This is a genomic window from Janthinobacterium sp. TB1-E2 (genome assembly GCF_036885605.1).
GTDB lineage: Bacteria > Pseudomonadota > Gammaproteobacteria > Burkholderiales > Burkholderiaceae_D > Janthinobacterium > Janthinobacterium aestuarii.
This window is the reverse complement of the sequence record NZ_CP142523.1, coordinates 135,995-156,427: the sequence shown is the minus strand read 5'-3', so window position 1 is coordinate 156,427 and position 20,433 is coordinate 135,995. Positions and strand designations below refer to the sequence as shown.

The window sequence follows — 20,433 nt, the reverse complement described above, 5'->3', positions numbered from 1 at the left end:
CAACCGTTTGATTTTAAGGTGAATGGAAGATGCGTGAAATGAAAAAACAGGGCAAGGGGGCAGCACCCGCGGCACCCGCGACCGCCTTGACGATGCTGTGTCTGGCCATGCTGGCGCTGCCCGGCATGGCGCGCGCGCAGGACGCTGTGCCGGCCGCCGCCCCCGTGGCCGCCCCGGAACGGCAGGTGACGATCGAGGAATACCTGGTGCGCGGCAATACCGTGCTCGACGCGCGTGCCATCGAAGAAGCGGTCACGCCCTTCCTGGGGCCGGGCCGCACCCTGAAGGACGTGGAAGGGGCGCGCGACGCCCTCGTTGCTGCATATCAAGCGCGCGGCTACCAGTCCGTCTACGTGGACTTGCCGGAGCAGCAGGTGGAGCAGGGCGTGGTGGTGCTGCAGGTGAGCGAAACAAAGGTGGGGCGCTTGCGCGTGGTCGGTGCGCAATACAACTCGCCGCTCGACGTGCGCCAGCAAGTGCCGGCCCTGACGGAAGGCAAGGTGCCCGATTTTACCCAGGCGCAAGTGGAATTGACGGCCCTGAACCGGGGTCCCAAGCGTCAGGTGATGCCCTTGGTCAAGCAGGGCAGCCTGCCCGGCACCATGGACGTGGACTTGAAAGTGGAAGACAGCAGCCCGTGGCGCGCCAGCGTCGGCTTGAACAACGATTACAGCGCCGATACCAAGAAGCTACGCAGCAGCATCTCGCTCGGTCACGACAACCTGTGGCAGATGGGGCATAGCGCCACCATCAGCTTTTTCGGCACGCCGGGCGACTTGAACCAGACCAAGGTGTGGTCGGCCTCGTACGTGGCGCCGATCGGCACGCAGGGCTGGAGCGTGGAAGCGACCGGCTATCAGTCGAACAGCAACGTGGCCAGCACGGGCGGCACCAGCGTGCTGGGCAAGGGCCATGCGCTGGGCATGAAACTCAATTACACGGTACCCAACAGCGGCATCTGGTGGCACAGCTTTAGCGGCGGCATCGATTTCAAGGATAACCAGGAAGCGTTGCAGCTGAATGGCGCCGGCTCCAGCGTTCCTCTGAAATACGTGCCGCTCAGCGTGGCCTACAACGGCTTTGCGCAGACGGAGACGGCGACGTATGGCCTGGGCCTGTCGCTGGTGGCCGGCACGCGCGCCGCGTTCGGCTATGGCAGCAACAGCGCCGCCTACGACAACAAACGCTACAAGGCTTCGCCCAGCTTTCTCGTGCTGAAGGGCGACGCCAACGCCACCACCACCCTGGGCAGCGGCGCGCAGCTGTACGGCAAGCTGGCGGGCCAGCTGGCTGACGCGGCGCTCGTGTCTGGCGAGCAGATGGCCGCCGGCGGCGCCAATTCCGTGCGCGGCTACCTGTCGGCCGAAGCGACGGGCGACTACGGTGTTTCAGGCACCGTCGAATGGCGCACGCCCCAGCTGACGTATTTCAGCCGCCTGGAAAACTGGCGTCTGTTTGCCTTTGCCGATGGCGCGCGCCTGCGTCTGCGCGACCCGCTGCCGGAACAGAAAGACCTGTTCGGCCTGGCTTCGGTGGGCGTGGGCAGCAGCTTCCAGTTCCTGCGCTACCTGAATGGCCGCATCGATTTCGCCTACCCGCTGCGCGATGGCCCGCGCACGCACAAGCACGTGCGCCGCATCAATTTCAACCTGTCGGCCAGCTACTGACGGGCCAGCTCACCAGCACCGCACTTTTTTAGACTTTTCTTCGGAGAATCACTGTCATGCAACGTCTTTTTTTCCTGCTCACGATCCTGGGCACGCTTGTTCCCGGCCTGGCGCATGCCTGGTGGCAGCCCGACTGGGCTTACCGCAAACCCGTCACCGTCGACGCCGGCCCGAAGGCGGGCGCCGTGGGCGGCGATCCCGGCCGCATTCCAGTGCTGCTGCGCTTGCATTCGGGTAACTTCAATTTCGAAGGCGTCAGCGACAACGGCGCCGACCTGCGCTTCGTGGCGGGCGACGATAAAACGGTGCTGAACCACCAGATCGAGCAATTCAATCCGCTCTTGGGCATCGCCCTGATCTGGGTCGACGTGCCGGCCCTGACGGCTGGTACGCCGCAGCAACTGTGGATGTACTACGGCAATCCAAAGGCGCCCGCTTCCGGCAATGGCCAGCGTACTTTTGATCCCGACTACAGCCTCGTGTACCACTTCACCGAGCCTGGCGTGCCCTCGCGCGACAGCACCGCCTATGGCAACCATGCGCAGACGGCAGTGCCGGCGCTGGACGGTTCCGTCATCGGCGCCGGCGCCCGCCTGGGCTCCATGCCGTTGATGCTGCCCGCCTCGCCATCGCTGGCGCTGGCCGCCGGTGCGCCGTTCACGTTTTCCGCCTGGGTGCGTCCCGACAGCCTGGGCGCGCAGCAAGTGCTGTATGCGCGCCGCGATGGCGCCAATGAATTGCTGATCGGCATAGACCAGGGCGTGCCCTTCGTGCAGGTGAATGGCCAGCGCAGCAAGCCGGGCCAGCCGATCCAGGCCGCGCAATGGTCGCACCTGGCCGTCAAGGCCGACAAAGCCAACGTGGCCCTGTACGTGGGCGGCCGTCCGGCCGTGTCGCTGGCCACCGCGCTGCCAGCCTTTACGACGGCCGCTTCGGTGGGCGCCGATGCGCCGCCGGTCGCTTCCGGTACCGCCACCCTGGCCAACTTCACGGGCGCCATCGACGAGCTGCGCCTGTCGCGCACGGCCCGTCCCGACGCCCTGCTGCTGGCCGACGCCGTCTCGCAAGGTTCCGAATCGCGCCTGGCCGTGTTTGGCGCCGATGAACAGCAAGCGGGTAAAAGCCATTTCGGTTTCATCATCGCCGCCATGCCGCTCGACGCCTGGATCGTCGTCGGCGTGCTGGGCCTGATGATGGTCTTGTCGTGGATCATCATGATCGGCAAGGGCCGCAGCTATGGCGCCATCTCGCGCGCCAATGCGCAATTCATGCAGTCGTTCCACGAAGCGGCCGGCGCGCCGCTCGACCACTTGTCGCGCAACGGCAAGCTCAGCGCTTCCGTGAAGGCCGATTCCTCGCTGTGGCGTCTGTATGACGTAGCCATCGACGAGATGCGCCGCCGCCACGACCGCGGCTACGACCTGAACGCCGTCTCGAACGCGACCATCGGCGCCATCCGCGCCGCCATGGATGGCGTGATGGTGCGCGAAAGCGAACGCATGTCGAAACGCATGATCTGGCTGTCGACCACCATCGAAGGTGCGCCGTACGTCGGTCTGTTCGGCACCGTGATCGGCATCATGCTGGTGTTCGTCGTGGCGGCCATGGCCGGCGCCGTGGACATCAACTCGGTGGCGCCGGGCATGGCTGCCGCGCTGCTGTGTACGGCAGCCGGCCTGGGCGTGGCCATCCCCGCCCTGTTCGGCTACAACTGGCTGTCCTCGCGTTCGGATGCCATCGTTGCCGACATGGCCGTCTTCGTCGATGAATTCGCCACGCGCCTGGCTGAAGAGCAGGGCGACGGACGCCAGATGCGTCCCGTGCTGCAGCAGGCGTGAGGGGCGCATAACCATGGCCACCTCCGCCAAGTTTACCCCCCGCAAGCGTAGCGGCGGCATCAACATCACGCCCTTCGTCGACGTGCTGCTGGTGGTGCTGGTGATCTTCATCTTGACCAGCAACGCCAGCATTCCCGGCATCAAGGTCGACCTACCCAAGGCCAGTTCGGCCATGGCGCTGGAAAAACCGAAGACCAAGGCCATCACCATCGACAACGCGGGCCAGGTCTTTCTCGACGCCTATCCCGTCACCCTGCCCGAGCTGGAAGAGCGCTTGCGCACGGAAAAGGCCCTGACGCCCGACTTTCCCGTGATCGTGCGCGGAGATGCCGCCGTGCAGTACGCGAAAGTGGTCGAAGTGCTCGATTTGCTGCGCCGCATCGACCTGAACCAGGTGGGCCTGGTGACCGGCAAGCCGGCATGAGGAGCGCAAGGTGAAGCGTGACGACATGATGAAGATGGCCGCGCCGGAATCGTCGGGCGCGGCGCAGTGGTGGCGCCGCTGGGGCGGCGTGGCCGGCGGCGTGCTGCTGGCCGCTGCGCTGGCCGCGCTGGTCTGGTATTTGCTGTCGGACACGGCCGCCACCAAGCGCGAAGTGGCGGCCCCGCCGATGCTGATGCTGCCCCCTCCGCCGCCACCGCCGCCGGAACCGGAAAAACTGCCGGAACCGACACCGGACAAGGTGGTGCCGGAAGTGTCGGAGCCGGAACCGACGCCGGCCGACAAGCCCATGGATGACGCGCCGGAAAGTCCGTCGCCGGACAAGGGCGACCCCGTCACGATCGACGGTGCGGCGCAGGCCGGCAGCGACGCCTTCGGCATCCAGGCCGGACGCGGCGGCGGCATGACGGGCGGCGGTGGTGGCGGCGGACTCGGCGCGGGATCGTATGGCCGCTATGTGGCCAACGCGCTGCAGCTCGCCTTTGCCCGCGATCCGCGCACGCGCCAGCTGGCGTTTAGCGATATCCGCGTTGACCTGTGGCTCGATGCGGAAGGCAGGACGACGAAAGTGCAGCTGGTGCAGGGCACGGGCAATGCGCAGACGGATGAACAAGTGCTGGCCATGGTGCGCGATTTCCGTGCCGATGAACGGCCACCGGCATCCCTGCGGTTCCCTGCCCGCGTTTCCATTAAAGGTCGGCGCCCGTAAGCGCATGAACTAATTCCTCATTTACCGAAAGAAGCGATGAATTCCTTATTTTCTTCCCCACAGCGTGCGCGCCGCCTTCCGCTGGCGCTGGCTGCCCTTGCCCTGAGTGTGGCGGCAGGCGCGGTACAAGCTCAGACGGCACCGGCCGACAGCACCATGGTCAAGCTGATCCGCGGCCTGATTCAGAGCGGCGCCCTGAACAAGGATGCCGGCGAAGCGCTGCTGGCGCAGGCGCAGAGCGAAGCGCTGGCACAAGCGCAGGCCCGTCCGGCAGCCGCGCCGGCCGCCCTGGCGCAGGTGCAGCCGGGCGACGTGCGCGTGCCGTATATTTCGCAAACCGTGCGCGAACAGATCCGTGACGAAATCAAGGGCCAGGTCATGGCCGAGGCAAAAGCGGGCGGCTGGGCGGCGCCGAATGAAACGCCGGCCTGGACCAAGCGCATCCGCCTGGAAGGTGATGTGCGTGCGCGCTACGAATCGCGCTATTACGACATGGCCAACAGCAATATCGAGATCGACTGGCGCTCGCTCAACAGCGGCAGCGGCTACGACGTCAATTCGAACACCAACCTGGCCCTGCCGGCGTTGCTGAACACACGCGAAGACCGCAAGCACTTGCTGCGCGCGCGTGCCCGCCTGGGTATCCTGGCCGATATTTCCGAGACCACGCAAGCGGGCATCCGCCTGGCCAGCGGCAACGACGACAGCCCCGTGTCCACCACGCAAACCCTCGGTGGCGGCCTGGGCAAGAAAAACATCTGGCTGGACCAGGCCTGGTTGTCCTACCAGCCCGCTTCCTGGCTGAAACTGACGGCGGGCCGCTTCGACAATCCATTCGTGTCTGGCGACGAACTGTTTTCCAGCGAACTCAATTTCGACGGTATCGCCGCCAAGGTGCAGCAACCGGTCGGCGAGAGCAAGGACGTCACCGTCTTCGGTACCCTGGGCCTGATTCCGCTCGAGTATTCGTCCGACAATGCGCCTAGCCGCAGCCAGGCAAAAATGGCCAGCGAAAACAAATGGCTGCTGGGCGCGCAAGTGGGCGCGTCGTGGAAGATCAATAGCGACCATCAGCTGCGTGGCGCCTTGGCCTACTACAACTTCCGCAACATCAGTGGAGAATATTCGCAGCCGTGCGCGCTGTACGCGGGCGCCGATGGCTGCAGCACGGACTGGTCGCGCCCATCGAGCATGCAAAAAGGCAATAGCTTGATGCTGCTGCGCAATATCGCCTTGAACCCGCTGGACCCGGCCAATACCCCGCAGCCGCAATTCGTGGGTTTGGCGTCGAAATTCCGCCTGGCCAACCTGAATGCGCGCTGGGATAGCAAGGTGGCCGGCGGCACGGACTTGCGCATCGAAGGCGATTATGTGCGCAACATGGCTTACGACAAGAACGAAATGTGGGCGCGCGCCAAGGGCGGCATCATGAACAACTTCGGCGGCACGGGCGGCGTCTCGCAAGCCGATTTCAAGAGCGGCGGCAATGCCTACATGCTGCAAGCGACCCTGGGCAAGGCCAGCCCGGCCGCGCGCGGCGACTGGAACGTCTTGCTTGGCTACAAGCGCATCGAACCCGATGCCTTGCCTGACGCCTACAACGATTCGACTTTCCACCTGGGCGGCACGAATGCGCGCGGCTACTACCTGGGCGGCGCGTATGCGCTCGACAAGAATACCTGGCTGAACGGCCGCTGGACGTCGAGCCGCGAAGTGTTCGGTTCGGCACTGTCGATCGACACCTTGCAAATCGAATTGAACGCGCGTTTTTAAGGAGCCATGATGTTGATATCCAACAAAATGCGCCTGCCTTTATTGCTGCTGAGCTTGCTGGCCGCCAGCACGGCCCAGGCGCAGGCGCAAAAGGGGCAAAGCATGGAAGAGCGCTTGCGCGCAGAACTGCGCAACGTGACGGCGCAATTGCAGCAGACACGCGGCGAGCTGGAAGTACTCAAAGCCAAGGGCGTGCCTGCCGCGAAGGCGGCGCCCGTTGCGGCCGCGCCCGCCAGCGATGGCTTGAAAAAGGAGCTGGCGCGCAGCCAGTCGCAACTGGCGCAAGAGCGCGCGCAGCGGGAAAAACTGGGCGAGCAGCAACAGCGCAGCACGGCCGCCGCGCAAGAGGCGGCCGCCAGCCTGGCGCAGTACCGCCAGGCCAGCGAGCAATTGACTGCCACGGGCAAGCGGCTGGAAGCGGAGCGCGCGCGTCTCGACGGCGAAGTGACGGCCCAGCGCGGTGCCCTGGCGCGCTGCGAAAGCAAGAATGCCCAGCTGTATGCGGCTGGGCAGGACATCCTGCAAGCGTATGAAGGTCTCGGCGTGCTGGACGTCATGAAGGCGCGCCAGCCGTTCGCCGCGCAGAGCAGGGTGAAACTCGAGCAAATCGCGCAGCAGTATGGCGACCAGCTGTACCAAGGCCGCTTTGATGCACGCCAAACAGAAACGCCAGCCCCCCAATAATTTTTTGAAATGAATGGAATGACGATGGAAAACACGAATACGAACTTGCTGACTACCCTGAATGCGGAACAAACGGCCGAGGCCATCAAGGCGGCCGGCTGCGCCGTGACCAGTATCGAACACGACGGCGTCGTGCGCCTGCACAGCGCCAGCCATGGCATCGGCTTTCAGGTGCTGTGGGGCAATGAAGCCGCGCCTGGCCAGTACGCGGATCTGACCCTGAGCTGCCCGCTGCGCGTGCAAGGCGGCGACTTGCCGGCCGGCTTGCTGGCCGAATGGCACCGCAGCAAGCGTTTTGCCCGCGTGGCCCAGCATGGCGATTTCGTCGTGCTGGAGATGGATGTGCTGGTCGCCGGCGGCGTCAGCACGGAGTACCTGAATATCAATCTGCAACTGTGGACGCAGATGATGGGCCAGTTCTTCTTGTTTTTGCGCAACTTTACGCCGGCCGATACGAGCACCGCACCGGTAGTCGAGGCCGCCAGCGTGGCAGAAGAAGAAACTGTGCCGGCCTGATAAGCCGTCCAGTGGAGGAAAAGTGGCCCGCGACGGGCCATTTTTGCCATCTGCGGGTCTCAAGTGTCGTATTAAATACTTATTTTTTAGGCATCGCGCATTAAAACTGCTCAAAGAGCGTGTGTGAATCAAGCCAGCAACGGCTGTATGGCGGATAATATTGCCTGTTGCCGATTTGGATACGACCTTTACACAAAAATGCGCCCCATGGATTTTACCCGCGACGAAACCAGTGAAACCCCAGTTGCCCCGGCCAGCGCGCCGGGAGCGCCTTTGCCGTATGCCGTCGCCACCTGGCTGCAGCGGGTGGAGGCTGCCGCCCATCCGAAGGCCGTGCTGACGATTGCCGAGCCTGATCCCAAACTCAACCAGCACCGATTGATCTACGTGCTGGCGCCCACCAGCGGCGGCCGCCACGTGGCCCTGTGCCTGTACAAGGCGCGGCTGCGGCCGAACGGCGACGTGGCGGCGGCGTCGCCCATCAGCGAAATCTTCTCGCTGCTGTCGGCGCCCCCCACGTTTTTGACGCCGGCCGACGAAGACCTCGTGCGTTTCTTCGTGGCCATGCGCAGCGGACAGAATTCGCAGACGGGCAGCGCCACGGAGCCGAAGGGCAAGGTGGGCGCGGCCCTGCTGAAAATGCTGGCCGAACAGGATAAATTGTTGTGGGCCAATTCCTGGGCCGATGTCGGCAATGGCCTCGTGTACCCGTTGAAGGAAGGTCCCGTGCGTCCCGCGCGCCTGTTCTGGCGCGACGAGGGCAAGACCATGCGCCTGGGCTGGCAAGTGGACCCGCCGGAAGGCGCGAAGCACCATGGCGCCGACCAGATCGACTACATGCTGCCCACCGATCCCCCGTGGTACATCGACAATCTGTCGTGCGGCGTGCTGGAACTGAACCAGGGCGGCTCCGACATTTCCCTGGCCGACTTGCAGGCGCTGGTGGCGCAGGCGCCGCCGTTGAACGCGAACGACAAGGTGCGCGTGTCGCAACTGCTGCTGGCGCAAGGCTTGCAGCATTTGATGCCGCTGCCGCAGCCGTTGCCGCAGCGCTTGCGCAAGGACGTGCCGGCGCAACCGGTCTTGCTGCTCGATAGCGCCATGCTGGCCGATGGCAGCATCCAGCGCTGGAGCGACTTCGCCGTGCTGTCCTACGACTACGATGGCGAGCGCGTCTCGTTCGATCCGTCGCAGCGCGTGGTGCGGCAAGTGGGCGACGTGACGGAAATCATCCAGAGAAACACGGTCGACGAAGCGCGCGCGCTGGCCACCCTGGCCGAGCTGCAATTCAAGAAGCCGGGCTCGGCCCCCTTGAGCGGCTTGAAGGGCGCCTTGCAGCTGCCTTCCCAGGCGGAATGGCTGCGTTTTGCCGAGTCCGGCATCGACGCCTTGCTGGAGCAGGGCTGGATCGTGGAAAAGACGGCCAAGTACCGCTACGACGTGAGCGACGTGGGCGACTGGTATGCGGAAATCGACGACCAGGACCCGGACAGCGGCAACGCCTGGTTCGAGCTGGAACTGGGCATCGTCGTCAATCACGAACGAGTGCCGCTCTTGCCCGTGCTGGTACAGCTGATCCGCAACGCGCCCAACGATTTCAATCCGAAAGTCATCGAAGCGCACGCGGACGATGACCAGATGCTGGCAACCTTGCCGGACGGCACGCGCGTGGCCCTGCCGTGGGGCCGCGTGCGCCCCATCTTGAACACCTTGGGCGAACTGTATTTCAGCGACAAGATCAAACATGCCGTGCGCATGTCGACCTTGGACGCGGCGCGCCTGGAAGAGCTGGCACGGGGCCTGGAGATGCAATGGACGGGCGGCGAGCAGCTGCGCGCCATGGGCCGCAAGCTGAGCCAGTTCGGTTCCGTGCAAAAAGTGGCGGCACCAGCCGGCCTGCAGGCGACCTTGCGCGACTACCAGGCCGATGGCCTGGCATGGATGCAATTCCTGCGCGACCATGACCTGGCGGGCATCCTGGCCGATGACATGGGCTTAGGTAAAACCGTGCAAACCCTGGCGCATATCCTGGTGGAAAAGGAAGCGGGCCGTCTCACGCATCCGGCCCTGGTGATTGCACCGACGAGTTTGATGGGCAACTGGCAGGACGAGGCGGCCAAGTTCGCGCCTTCGCTGAAAGTGCTGCTGCTGCAAGGCAAGGACCGCGCCCAGCAATTCGACCAGATCGATCAATGCGACCTGGTGCTGACGACCTACGCCTTGCTGCCGCGCGATGAGGAAACTTTGCGCGAGCACGATTTCCATCTGGTCATCCTCGACGAATCACATTACATCAAGAATACGCGCAGCAAGGCGGCGCAAAGCGCGGGCCTGCTGCGCGCGCGCCACCGCCTGTGTTTGTCCGGCACGCCGCTGGAAAACCATCTGGGCGAACTGTGGTCGCAATTCCACTTCCTGTTGCCGGGCTTGCTCGGCGACGAGAAGACCTTCAACACCCAGTTCCGCCATCCGATCGAGCGCCAGGACGATCCGCTGCGCCGCATGCTGCTGAACCGCCGCATCAAGCCTTTCCTGCTGCGCCGCACGAAGGACAATGTGGCCAAGGAACTGCCGCCGAAAACGGAAATGGTGCGCAAGGTGGAATTGACGGGGCCGCAGCGCGACCTGTATGAAACCGTGCGTCTGGCGATGGATCAAAAGGTGCGCGAAGAAATCGACAAGAAGGGCGTGGCGCGCAGCCAGATCGTCATCCTCGAAGCGCTGCTGAAGTTGCGGCAAGTCTGCTGCGATCCGCGTCTCGTGAAATCCTTGCCGGCGAAGAAGCAGTCGGCCGGCTCGGCCAAGCTGCTCGACCTGATGCAGATGGTGGAAGACTTGCTCGACGAAGGGCGCAAGATCCTCGTGTTCTCGCAATTTACCAGCATGCTGGAATTGATCGAGGAAGAGCTCGAATCGCGCGACATCCCGTACGCCTTGCTGACGGGCGAGACAAAGGACCGGGGCGCGCAAGTGGCGGCCTTCCAGCAGGGCGCCGTGCCGATTTTCCTGATCAGCCTGAAAGCGGGCGGCGTGGGCTTGAACCTGACGGCGGCCGACACGGTGATCCACTACGACCCGTGGTGGAACCCGGCGGCGGAAAACCAGGCCACGGACCGCGCCTGGCGCATCGGCCAGGACAAGCCCGTGTTCGTCTACAAGCTGATCGCGAAGGGCACGCTGGAAGAGAAAATCCAGCTGCTGCAGCAAAAGAAATCGGAACTGGCGCAATCGATCCTGGCCGAAGGCGAATCGCAGAAGATGGCCCTCACGCAGGAAGACTTGCAGCAGATTTTTGCCCCGCTGGAAGATTAACGCTGCCGCACGCTTATACTTGGCGATTCTTTCTTGCCAGGTATAACGCATGCTGCCCATTTTCTTACTGCTGCTTGCCGGCGCCATCCTCATGGCGCTGCGTTTCGTCCAGTTGCGCCGCGCCCTGCTGCGCGCGCGGGCGGGCGAAGCGCAGTTCCGCCTGCTGGCCGAGCACGGGCGCGACGCGGCCTTCCTGCTCGACGCCACTACCCTGGAATTGCTCTACATCAGCCCCGCCGCGCAGCGCCTGACGGGCCATGACATGCCTGCCTTGCGCGAGCATGCGGCGCGTTTGGCGGCCGATGTGCCGGCCCGTCTGCAGCGCTGGCGCGATGGCGACACCAGCCGTTTGACCCTGCTGCGCGAAGTGGAATTGCCGCACGCGGACGGCCACCTGCTGGCGCTGGAAATCAGTTCGACCATCGTGCCCGCAGCGGCAGGGAAGGGCGTGACCTTGGCGGGCACGGTGCGCGACGTCAGCGAGCTCCAGGCGCAGGAAGCGGAACGGGAAAAGGAGCAAAAGCGCTTCGCCTCGATGCTGTCGCATGAATTCCGTACGCCGCTGGCCACCATCGACGGCGCCATCCAGCGCCTCGTCTCGACATCGAAAGATGCCGACGAGGCCACGCGCAAGCGCTACGTAAAAATCCAGACGGCCGTCGACCGCCTGCTGGCCATGATCGACGACTATCTGTCGCCCGAACGCATGGCGGCCATCGGCCGCGAGCGGGCCGCCGACGGCATCGCGCCGCTGGCCTTGCTGCAGCAGGCGGCCGCCACCGTGCCTGCCAGCCACCCGGTGCAGCTGGAACTCGACGAAGACTTGCCGGCCCGGCTGCGCTGCGACGTGCCCGGCATGGCCCTGTGCCTGAAAATCTTGTTAGATAACGCCGTCAAGTTCAGCCCGCCGGGCAGCGCCATCACTGTGTCGGCCAGGCTGGTGCCCGAAGGCGGTGTGGCGCTGTGCGTGCGTGATGCGGGGCCTGGCTTGCGGGAAGAAGAACTGGCCCGGCTGTTCGAAAAAGGTTTCCGAGGAATCGAGGCCACGCATCCCGGCGCGGGCCTGGGCCTGTACATGGCGCGCGCCGTCGTCGACGTGCATGGCGGGAGTTTGCAGGGGCATAATCTGCCCGAAGGCGGGGCACTTTTCCGGATTTGGCTGCCGCTTCCTGGCTAGACTAGAAAAAAGTTGCTTCCGCTGAAGGCAACCGTGATAATTCCTTGACGTAAACCTATTGTGCCGTCCATCATGGTGTAGAAGTGAATGGCATGGTTTGCCCACGGTAGCTCACTAACGGAAGAATGGCGTTGCAATGACGAAAATACTGATCGTCGAAGACAATCTGGACTACGCCGAGGACATGGCGGAGTTTCTCGTTGAGCTCGAACACGAAGTTCATATCACCAGCTCTGCTGGCGGGATGTGGACGGCGTTGAGCCATGGCAATGTTGGAGTGGTCGTGCTGGACCTGGGCTTGCCCGATGAGGATGGCTTCAACGTCATCCCCCGCATGCGCCAGCTGTATCCGCAAATCGGCGTGCTGGTGCTGACGGGGCGCGTCGCCTTCGACAGCCGCATTCTGGGCTTGCGCCTGGGTGCCGACCACTATCTGACCAAGCCGATCAAATTCCCCGAACTGGCCGCCCACATCGAAGCGCTCGACCGCCGCGTCGGCCCGCAAGACCCCGTGCCCGAGCCGGGCAAGTGGACCTTGAAAGTAAGCGCTCGCCAACTGGAACTGATGGGGGCCGTCATCGCCCTGACGGAAAAGGAATTCAACTTCCTGCACCTGTTGACCATCAATACCCGCCCCGTGCCGCGCGATGTCATCGTGGCCGGCATGGGCGGCGAAGATCCCGACGCGGGCCGCCGGGTCGACATGCTCGTGTACCGCCTGCGCAAGAAAGCCAAGACAGGTCTGGGCCAGGACTTGCCGCTGCGCAGCGCGTATGGCGAGGGCTACAGCCTGTCGGCCAGTTTTAATCTGTCCTGATACCCGATGCCAGCCGCCCGCACGAGGTGGCGGCATAAAAGGGACAGAGTCATCCGTTTTTTTCAGCATGTCAAATAAAACAGGGTCAGAGTCACGTCTTGTGCGTACAAGTGTGTAAAATCAAGGCCTTAGCCTATCTTTACCGACTCTTGCCATGGCCCGTTTGCCCCGCCTTATCATTCCAGCACTGCCCCATTACGTGATCCAGCGCGGCAGCAACCGCCAGCCCGTGTTCGAGGACGCGGCAGATTACGCGCAATTCCTCTCCTGGCTGAAAACAGGCGCGAAAATGTTCAAGGTGGCCATCCACGCCTACGTTTTATTGCCTGATCAGCTACATTTACTGGCCACGCCCAGCGATGCGACGGGTCTGGGGCAGCTGATGCAGTGGCTGGGACGCTATTACGTGCCCTATTTCAACCAAAAATACGGCCGTGTAGGGGCATTGTGGCAGGGACGCTACAAAACTTCCGTCATCGATCCCGACAATTTCTTCCTCACTTGCTGCCGCTACCTCGAATGCGTGCCCGTGCAAACGGGGCTGGTGGCACATGCCCTCGACCATGCGTGGTCGAGCTATGCCCACCATGCCGGCGTGCGGCCCGATCCCGTCATCACCGACCACGCGCTGTACTGGGCGCTGGGCAACACGCCGTTCGACCGCGAGGCGGCGTATCTGCGCTTGTTCGAGCAAGGCCTGGGTAGCAGCCAGGTCAAAACCCTGGAACAGGCTGTATTGAAGGGCTGGCCGCTGGGTTCCGACGCTTTCAAGCACGCGCTGGAGCAGAAAATGCAGCGGCAAGTGCTGCCTGCCAAGCGCGGCCGTCCCCGAAAAATCGTGGCCGAAGCGGACGCCAATTGAAAACCATTCGCATTTAAAACAAAAAATGACTCCTTTCTGACGTTTTATTGAAATCGCCTCGACTATGTCCCTATTAAATTTTCAGGGCGACAGAATCAGATTTAATTCGACTCCGACCCTAATTGTTCTGGTTGAGTTTTTTGTTGCGTTGCACTACTCTAGTTTTTCGATAGTCATATGCAGCGGAGAAGCCCATGAAAGCGCAAGGCCTGTACGACCCAGCCAATGAACACGATGCCTGCGGCGTCGGTTTCGTCGCCCATATCAAGGGCAACAAGACCCATTCGATCGTCGAACAGGGTTTGCTGATACTGAAAAACCTCGATCACCGGGGCGCCGTGGGCGCCGATGCGCTGATGGGCGATGGCGCCGGCATCCTGATCCAGATTCCCGACCAGTACTACCGCGAAGAAATGGCCAAGCAGGGCGTGGAATTGCCGCCGCCTGGCGAATACGGCGTGGGCATGGTTTTCCTGCCGAAGGAACACGCATCGCGCATCGCTTGCGAACAGGAAATCGAACGCGCCGTGCGCATCGAGGGACAAGTCGTACTGGGCTGGCGTAACGTGCCCATCGATACGGACATGCCGATGTCGCCTACCGTGCGCGCCAAGGAACCCGTCATCCGCCAGATCTTCATCGGCCGCGGCCCGGACATCATGGTCACCGACGCGCTCGAGCGCAAACTGTATGTGATCCGCAAATCGTCGGGCCACGCCATCCAGGCCTTGAAACTGCTGCACGGCAAGGAATTCTTCGTGCCGTCGATGTCGGCGCGCACCATCGTCTATAAAGGCTTGCTGCTGGCCGACCAGGTGGGCGTGTACTACAAGGACTTGCAGGATGCGCGCTGCATCTCGGCCCTGGCCCTCGTGCACCAGCGTTTCTCGACGAATACCTTCCCGGAATGGCCGCTGGCCCACCCGTACCGCTTGATCGCGCACAATGGCGAGATCAACACCGTCAAAGGCAACTTCAACTGGATGCGCGCGCGCGAAGGCGTGATGAAGTCGGCCGTGCTGGGCGACGACCTGCAAAAGCTGTTCCCCCTGATCTATGAAGGCCAGTCCGACACGGCGTGTTTCGACAATGCGCTCGAATTGCTGCTGATGGCCGGCTATCCGATCGCCCAGGCGATGATGATGATGATTCCGGAAGCGTGGGAAAACCACACGACGATGGATGACAACCGCCGCGCCTTCTATGAATACCACGCCGCCATGATGGAACCGTGGGACGGCCCGGCCGCCATGGCGTTTACGGACGGCCGCCACATCGGCGGCACCCTGGACCGCAACGGCTTGCGTCCAGCCCGCTACATCGTCACGGATGACGACCTCGTGGTGATGGCGTCGGAATCGGGCGTGCTGCCGATTCCCGAGTCGAAAATCATCCAGAAATGGCGCTTGCAGCCTGGCAAAATGTTCCTGATCGACCTGGAAGCGGGCCGCATCATCGACGACCAGGAATTGAAAAACACCTACGCCAACGCCAAGCCGTATAAAGCGTGGATCAACTCGGTGCGCATCAAGCTCGACGAGATCAAGCTGGCCGAAGGCCAAGCGAAACAGGACCGCGCGCAGGGCGAAAAAGCCCAGCCGTCCTTGCTCGACCGCCAGCAGGCGTTCGGCTATACGCAGGAAGATTTGAAATTCCTCATGGCGCCGATGGCCGTGGCCGGCGAAGAGGCGACGGGCTCGATGGGCAATGACTCGCCGCTGGCCGTCATGTCGAACAAACTGAAGCCTTTGTATAACTACTTCAAGCAGCTGTTCGCGCAAGTGACGAATCCGCCGATCGACCCGATCCGCGAAGCGATGGTGATGTCGCTCGTGTCCTTCATCGGCCCGAAACCGAACTTGCTCGATACGAACAACGTCAACCCGCCGATGCGCCTGGAAGTGGCGCAGCCCGTGCTGGGCTTTGACGACATGGCCCGTCTGCGCAACATCAGCGCCCACACGGGCGGCAAGTTCAAGTCGTATGAACTCGATATCTGCTACCCGCTGGCTTGGGGCAAGGAAGGCGTGGAAGCCTGCCTGGCCTCGCTGTGCGCGGAAGCCGTCGATGCCGTGAAATCCGGCCATAACATCCTGATCGTCTCGGACCGCGCCATTTGCGCCGACCAGGTGGCGATCCCTGCGCTCTTGGCCACGTCCACCGTGCACCAGCACCTGGTGAGCAAGGGCTTGCGCGCCTCCACCGGCCTCGTCGTAGAAACGGGCTCGGCCCGAGAAACCCACCACTTCGCCTTGCTCGCTGGCTATGGCGCGGAAGCCGTCCACCCGTACCTGGCCATGGAAACCCTGGCCGATATGGCGCATGGCTTGCCGGGCGATTTGTCGGGCGACAAAGCCATCTATAACTACACCAAGGCTGTCGGCAAGGGCTTAATGAAGGTCATGTCGAAGATGGGTATTTCGACCTACATGTCCTACTGCGGCGCGCAAATCTTCGAAGCCATCGGCTTGAACAAATCGCTGGTGGACAAATACTTCAAGGGCACGGCCTCGAACGTGGAAGGCATCGGCGTGTTTGAAGTGGCGGAAGAAGCGCTGCGTCTGCACGCGCTGGCCTTCGGCAACGATCCCGTGCTGGTGGACAAGCTCGACGCGGGCGGCGAGTATGCGTTCCGCGTGCGCGGCGAAGACCATATGTGGACGCCGGACGCGATTGCCAAGCTGCAGCATTCCACGCGTAGCAACAATTTCTCCAGCTATAAAGAGTACGCGCAAATCATCAACGACCAGAGCCGTCGCCATCTGACCCTGCGCGGCCTGTTCGAGTTCAAGCTCGACCCGACCAAGGCCATCCCGCTCGATGAAGTGGAACCGGCCAAGGAAATCGTCAAGCGTTTTGCCACGGGCGCCATGTCGCTCGGTTCGATCAGCACGGAAGCGCACGCAACGCTTGCGGTCGCCATGAACCGTATCGGCGGCAAGTCGAACACGGGCGAGGGCGGCGAAGATCCGAACCGCTACACGCAGGAATTGAAGGGCATCCCGATCCGCCAGGGCGACACCATGGCGTCCATCGTGGGCGCCGAGCAGATCGTCGTCGACATTCCGCTGCAGGAAGGCGATTCCATGCGTTCGCGCATCAAGCAGGTGGCGTCCGGACGTTTCGGCGTCACGGCCGCCTACCTGAACTCGGCCGACCAGATCCAGATCAAGATGGCGCAGGGCGCGAAGCCGGGCGAAGGTGGCCAGTTGCCAGGGCATAAAGTGTCGGAATACATCGCCAGCCTGCGCTTTTCCGTGCCGGGCGTAGGCTTGATTTCGCCGCCGCCGCACCATGACATCTATTCGATCGAAGATCTGGCACAGCTGATCCATGACTTGAAGAATGCCAACCCGCGCGCGTCGATTTCCGTGAAGCTGGTGTCGGAAGTGGGTATCGGCACGGTCGCCGCCGGCGTCACCAAGGCGAAAGCCGACCACGTGGTCGTTGCCGGCCATGACGGCGGCACGGGCGCGTCGCCACTGTCGTCCGTGAAACATGCGGGCACGCCATGGGAGCTGGGTCTGGCTGAAACGCAACAAACGCTGGTGTTGAACGGCTTGCGCAGCCGCATCCGCGTGCAGGCCGACGGCCAGATGAAGACGGGCCGCGACGTGGTCATCGCCGCCCTGCTGGGCGCCGACGAGATCGGTTTCGCCACGGCGCCGCTGGTGGTCGAAGGCTGCATCATGATGCGCAAATGCCACTTGAACACCTGCCCGGTGGGCGTGGCCACGCAAGATCCGGTGCTGCGCGCCAAGTTCTCGGGCAAGCCCGAGTATGTCGTCAATTACTTCTTCTTCGTTGCCGAAGAAGCCCGTCAATTGATGGCACAGCTGGGCATCCGCACGTATGACGAACTGATCGGCCGTGTCGACTTGCTCGACAAATCGAAGGCGATTTCGCACTGGAAGGCGCAGGGCCTGGACTTCTCGGCCATCTTCCACAAGCCGGAAACGCCAGATGGCCAAGCTTGCCGCCATGTGGAGTTCCAGGACCATGCGCTGGAAAAGGCGCTCGACCACAAGCTGATCGCGCAAGCGCGCGCGGCGCTGGAAAAGGGCGAGCGCGTCTCGTTCATCTCGCCCGTACGCAACCTGAACCGCACGGTGGGCACCATGCTGTCCGGCGAAGTGGCGAAGAAATATGGCCATGCCGGCTTGCCAGATGACACCATCCACATCCAGCTGCAAGGCACGGCGGGCCAGTCGGCCTGCGCCTTCCTGGCGCACGGCATCACCATCGACCTGGTGGGTGAAGGCAACGATTACGTCGGTAAAGGCTTGTCGGGCGGACGCATCATCGTGCGGCCCAATACCGAGTTCCGCGGCTGGGCCGTGGACAACATCATCATCGGCAACACGGTGCTGTACGGCGCCATCGCCGGCGAAGCGTTCTTCAATGGCGTGGCAGGCGAACGCTTTGCCGTGCGCAACTCGGGCGCCACCACGGTGGTCGAGGGCCTGGGCGACCATGGCTGCGAATACATGACGGGCGGCACGGTGGTGGTGCTGGGCAACACGGGACGCAACTTCGCGGCCGGCATGTCGGGCGGCATCGCCTATGTGTATGACCCGGCCGGCGACTTTGCCAGCAAGTGCAACACGGCCATGGTCAGCCTGGACAAGGTCGTGTCGGCAGCGGAACAGCATGTCGACCGCGATGCCTGGCATACGCAGCACCGCGATGGCGTGCCGGAAGCGGACGAGGTCATCCTCAAGCGCCTGATCGAGCGTCACTTCAAGCACACGGGCAGCACCCGCGCCCGCGTCTTGCTCGACGACTGGGCCGCGGCGCGCGGCAAGTTCGTGAAAGTCTTCCCGAACGAATACAAGCGCGCGCTGATTGAAATGGCAGCCGACGCCGCCATGGAAGTCCAAGCCGTCGCCGCCTGAGCCAGCCAAGCTCATTGCCAAATGAATGACCAGGGAGCGGCCCGGCCGCTCCCCGCCAGCCAAATACAAAGGAACTATCGTGGGTAAAATTACCGGCTTCATGGAATTCAAGCGCCAGGACGAACACTATCTGGAGCCTGCCGCGCGCCTGAAGAACTACAAGGAATTCGTCTTGCACCTGTCGGATGCGCAAGCGACCGTGCAAGGCGCGCGCTGCATGGATTGCGGCATCCCGTTCTGCACCACGGGTTGTCCCGTGAACAACATCATTCCCGACTGGAATGACCTGGTGTACCGCGGTAACTACCGCGAAGCGCTCGACGTCTTGCATTCGACGAATAACTTCCCGGAATTTACGGGCCGCATCTGCCCGGCGCCGTGCGAATCGGCCTGTACCCTGGGCATCCACGAAGACCCGGTCGGCATCAAGTCGATCGAGCATAAAATCATCGACATGGGCTGGGAGCACGGCTGGGTTACGCCGCAGCCGGCGGGATTCAGCACGGGCAAGAAAGTAGCCATCGTCGGTTCCGGTCCTGCCGGCCTGGCGGCGGCGCAGCAGCTGGCGCGCGCCGGCCACGCCGTCACCGTGTTTGAAAAGAGCGACCGGGTCGGTGGCTTGCTGCGTTACGGCATCCCCGACTTCAAGATGGAAAAATCGCACATCGACTTGCGCGTGAAACAGATGGAAGCCGAAGGTGTCGTCTTCCGTACCAGTGTGCTGGTGGGCAAGGATTTCCCTGCCCACGTGAATAACTGGGCCAAGGAAACCATTTTCCCCGAAGACCTGGAAAAAGAATTTGACGCCGTCATCATGGCCGGCGGCGCCGAGCAGCCGCGCGACTTGCCCGTACCGGGCCGCGAACTGAAAGGCGTGCATTTCGCCATGGATTTCCTGCCGCTGCAAAACAAGGTCAACGCGGGCGACAAGCTCAAGGACCAGATCAAGGCCACGGGCAAGCACGTGGTGGTGATCGGCGGTGGCGACACGGGTTCCGACTGCGTCGGCACGTCGAACCGCCATGGCGCCGCCTCGGTGGCCCAGTTCGAACTGATGCCGCAGCCGCCGGAACAGGAAAACAAGCCGCTCGTCTGGCCGTACTGGCCGACCAAGCTGCGTACCTCGTCCTCGCACGAGGAAGGCTGCGAGCGCGACTGGGCCGTGGCCACCAAGCGTTTCGAAGGCAAGGGCGGCAAGGTGGAAAAGCTGATCGCCTGCCGAGTCGAGTGGAAAGACGGCAAGATGAGCGAAGTGCCGAACTCGGAATTCGAGATGAAGGCCGACCTGGTCTTCCTGGCCATGGGTTTTGTTTCACCAGTACAACAAGTGCTGGAAGCGTTCGGCGTCGATACGGATGCGCGCGGCAATGTCAAGGCGACAACGGATGGCGCCGGCTGCTACCAGACCTCGGTGCCGAAAGTCTTTGCGGCCGGCGACATGCGCCGCGGCCAGTCGCTGGTGGTGTGGGCCATCCGGGAAGGGCGCCAGTGCGCGCGCGCCGTCGATGAGTTCCTGATGGGGGCATCGCTGCTGCCGCGCTAAAAAACGAGCAATTGTTCGTTTTTTGCCAGGGCCACGGCGCGGATCGCGACGTGGCTTTTGTTATTTTTACTGGTCAAGTCAACAGGCGTGAACGTCATCGGGCAGGGACGCGATGTGGCGGCTGAATTTCCACTACAATATCTGACTTTCGATTCATTAGTGTTGTATTCTTCCCCTGTCCCGGGCTGTAAGCAGGGG

Annotated in this window: 13 protein-coding genes; all 13 read left to right on the top strand. The window is 62.9% G+C overall.

The window, feature by feature from the left end; all coding sequences use genetic code 11:
- Positions 1 to 29: 29 nt before the first annotated feature.
- The 13 genes from OPV09_RS00665 (at position 30) to OPV09_RS00605 (ending at position 20,235) form a co-directional block, all read left to right on the top strand.
- The gene (locus OPV09_RS00665; protein WP_081368398.1) at positions 30 to 1,667 is read left to right on the top strand and encodes a ShlB/FhaC/HecB family hemolysin secretion/activation protein; all 1,638 of its coding nucleotides are present in this window, start codon (positions 30 to 32) and stop codon (positions 1,665 to 1,667) included.
- 56 nt (positions 1,668 to 1,723) lie between these two features.
- Entirely contained in the window at positions 1,724 to 3,505 is a 1,782-nt protein-coding gene (locus tag OPV09_RS00660) for a DUF2341 domain-containing protein (RefSeq protein WP_338680157.1), read from the top strand.
- A gap of 13 nt (positions 3,506 to 3,518) precedes the next feature.
- Positions 3,519 to 3,929, top strand: a complete 411-nt coding sequence (locus OPV09_RS00655; RefSeq protein ID WP_034753784.1) for an ExbD/TolR family protein — start codon at positions 3,519 to 3,521, stop codon at positions 3,927 to 3,929.
- A gap of 10 nt (positions 3,930 to 3,939) precedes the next feature.
- The gene (locus OPV09_RS00650; RefSeq protein WP_235194266.1) at positions 3,940 to 4,656 is read left to right on the top strand and encodes an energy transducer TonB family protein; all 717 of its coding nucleotides are present in this window, start codon (positions 3,940 to 3,942) and stop codon (positions 4,654 to 4,656) included.
- A 36-nt stretch (positions 4,657 to 4,692) separates the two neighbouring features.
- Positions 4,693 to 6,429, top strand: coding sequence for a putative porin (locus OPV09_RS00645; RefSeq protein WP_338680156.1), 1,737 nt, complete (start codon positions 4,693 to 4,695; stop codon positions 6,427 to 6,429).
- Between the two features lie 9 nt (positions 6,430 to 6,438).
- Complete coding sequence (locus OPV09_RS00640) at positions 6,439 to 7,113, top strand: hypothetical protein (RefSeq protein ID WP_338680155.1); 675 nt, start codon at positions 6,439 to 6,441, stop codon at positions 7,111 to 7,113.
- Between the two features lie 24 nt (positions 7,114 to 7,137).
- Positions 7,138 to 7,629: a YbjN domain-containing protein gene (locus tag OPV09_RS00635; RefSeq protein ID WP_052755691.1), complete on the top strand. Its 492-nt coding sequence runs from the start codon at positions 7,138 to 7,140 to the stop codon at positions 7,627 to 7,629.
- Positions 7,630 to 7,836: 207 nt separating this feature from the next.
- Positions 7,837 to 10,941, top strand: coding sequence for a DEAD/DEAH box helicase (locus OPV09_RS00630; RefSeq protein ID WP_070303719.1), 3,105 nt, complete (start codon positions 7,837 to 7,839; stop codon positions 10,939 to 10,941).
- 49 nt (positions 10,942 to 10,990) lie between these two features.
- On the top strand, positions 10,991 to 12,118 hold the full coding sequence (locus tag OPV09_RS00625) for a PAS domain-containing sensor histidine kinase (protein WP_338680154.1): 1,128 nt from the start codon (positions 10,991 to 10,993) through the stop codon (positions 12,116 to 12,118).
- Positions 12,119 to 12,254: 136 nt separating this feature from the next.
- Positions 12,255 to 12,935, top strand: a complete 681-nt coding sequence (locus OPV09_RS00620) for a response regulator transcription factor (RefSeq protein WP_034753797.1) — start codon at positions 12,255 to 12,257, stop codon at positions 12,933 to 12,935.
- Between the two features lie 154 nt (positions 12,936 to 13,089).
- Entirely contained in the window at positions 13,090 to 13,797 is a 708-nt protein-coding gene (locus OPV09_RS00615; protein WP_070303721.1) for a transposase, read from the top strand.
- Positions 13,798 to 13,991: 194 nt separating this feature from the next.
- On the top strand, positions 13,992 to 18,692 hold the full coding sequence (locus OPV09_RS00610) for a glutamate synthase-related protein (protein WP_338680153.1): 4,701 nt from the start codon (positions 13,992 to 13,994) through the stop codon (positions 18,690 to 18,692).
- A gap of 79 nt (positions 18,693 to 18,771) precedes the next feature.
- Positions 18,772 to 20,235 (top strand): glutamate synthase subunit beta, encoded by a 1,464-nt coding sequence (locus OPV09_RS00605; protein ID WP_072457449.1) that lies wholly within the window; start codon positions 18,772 to 18,774, stop codon positions 20,233 to 20,235.
- The last annotated feature ends 198 nt before the right edge of the window (positions 20,236 to 20,433 follow it).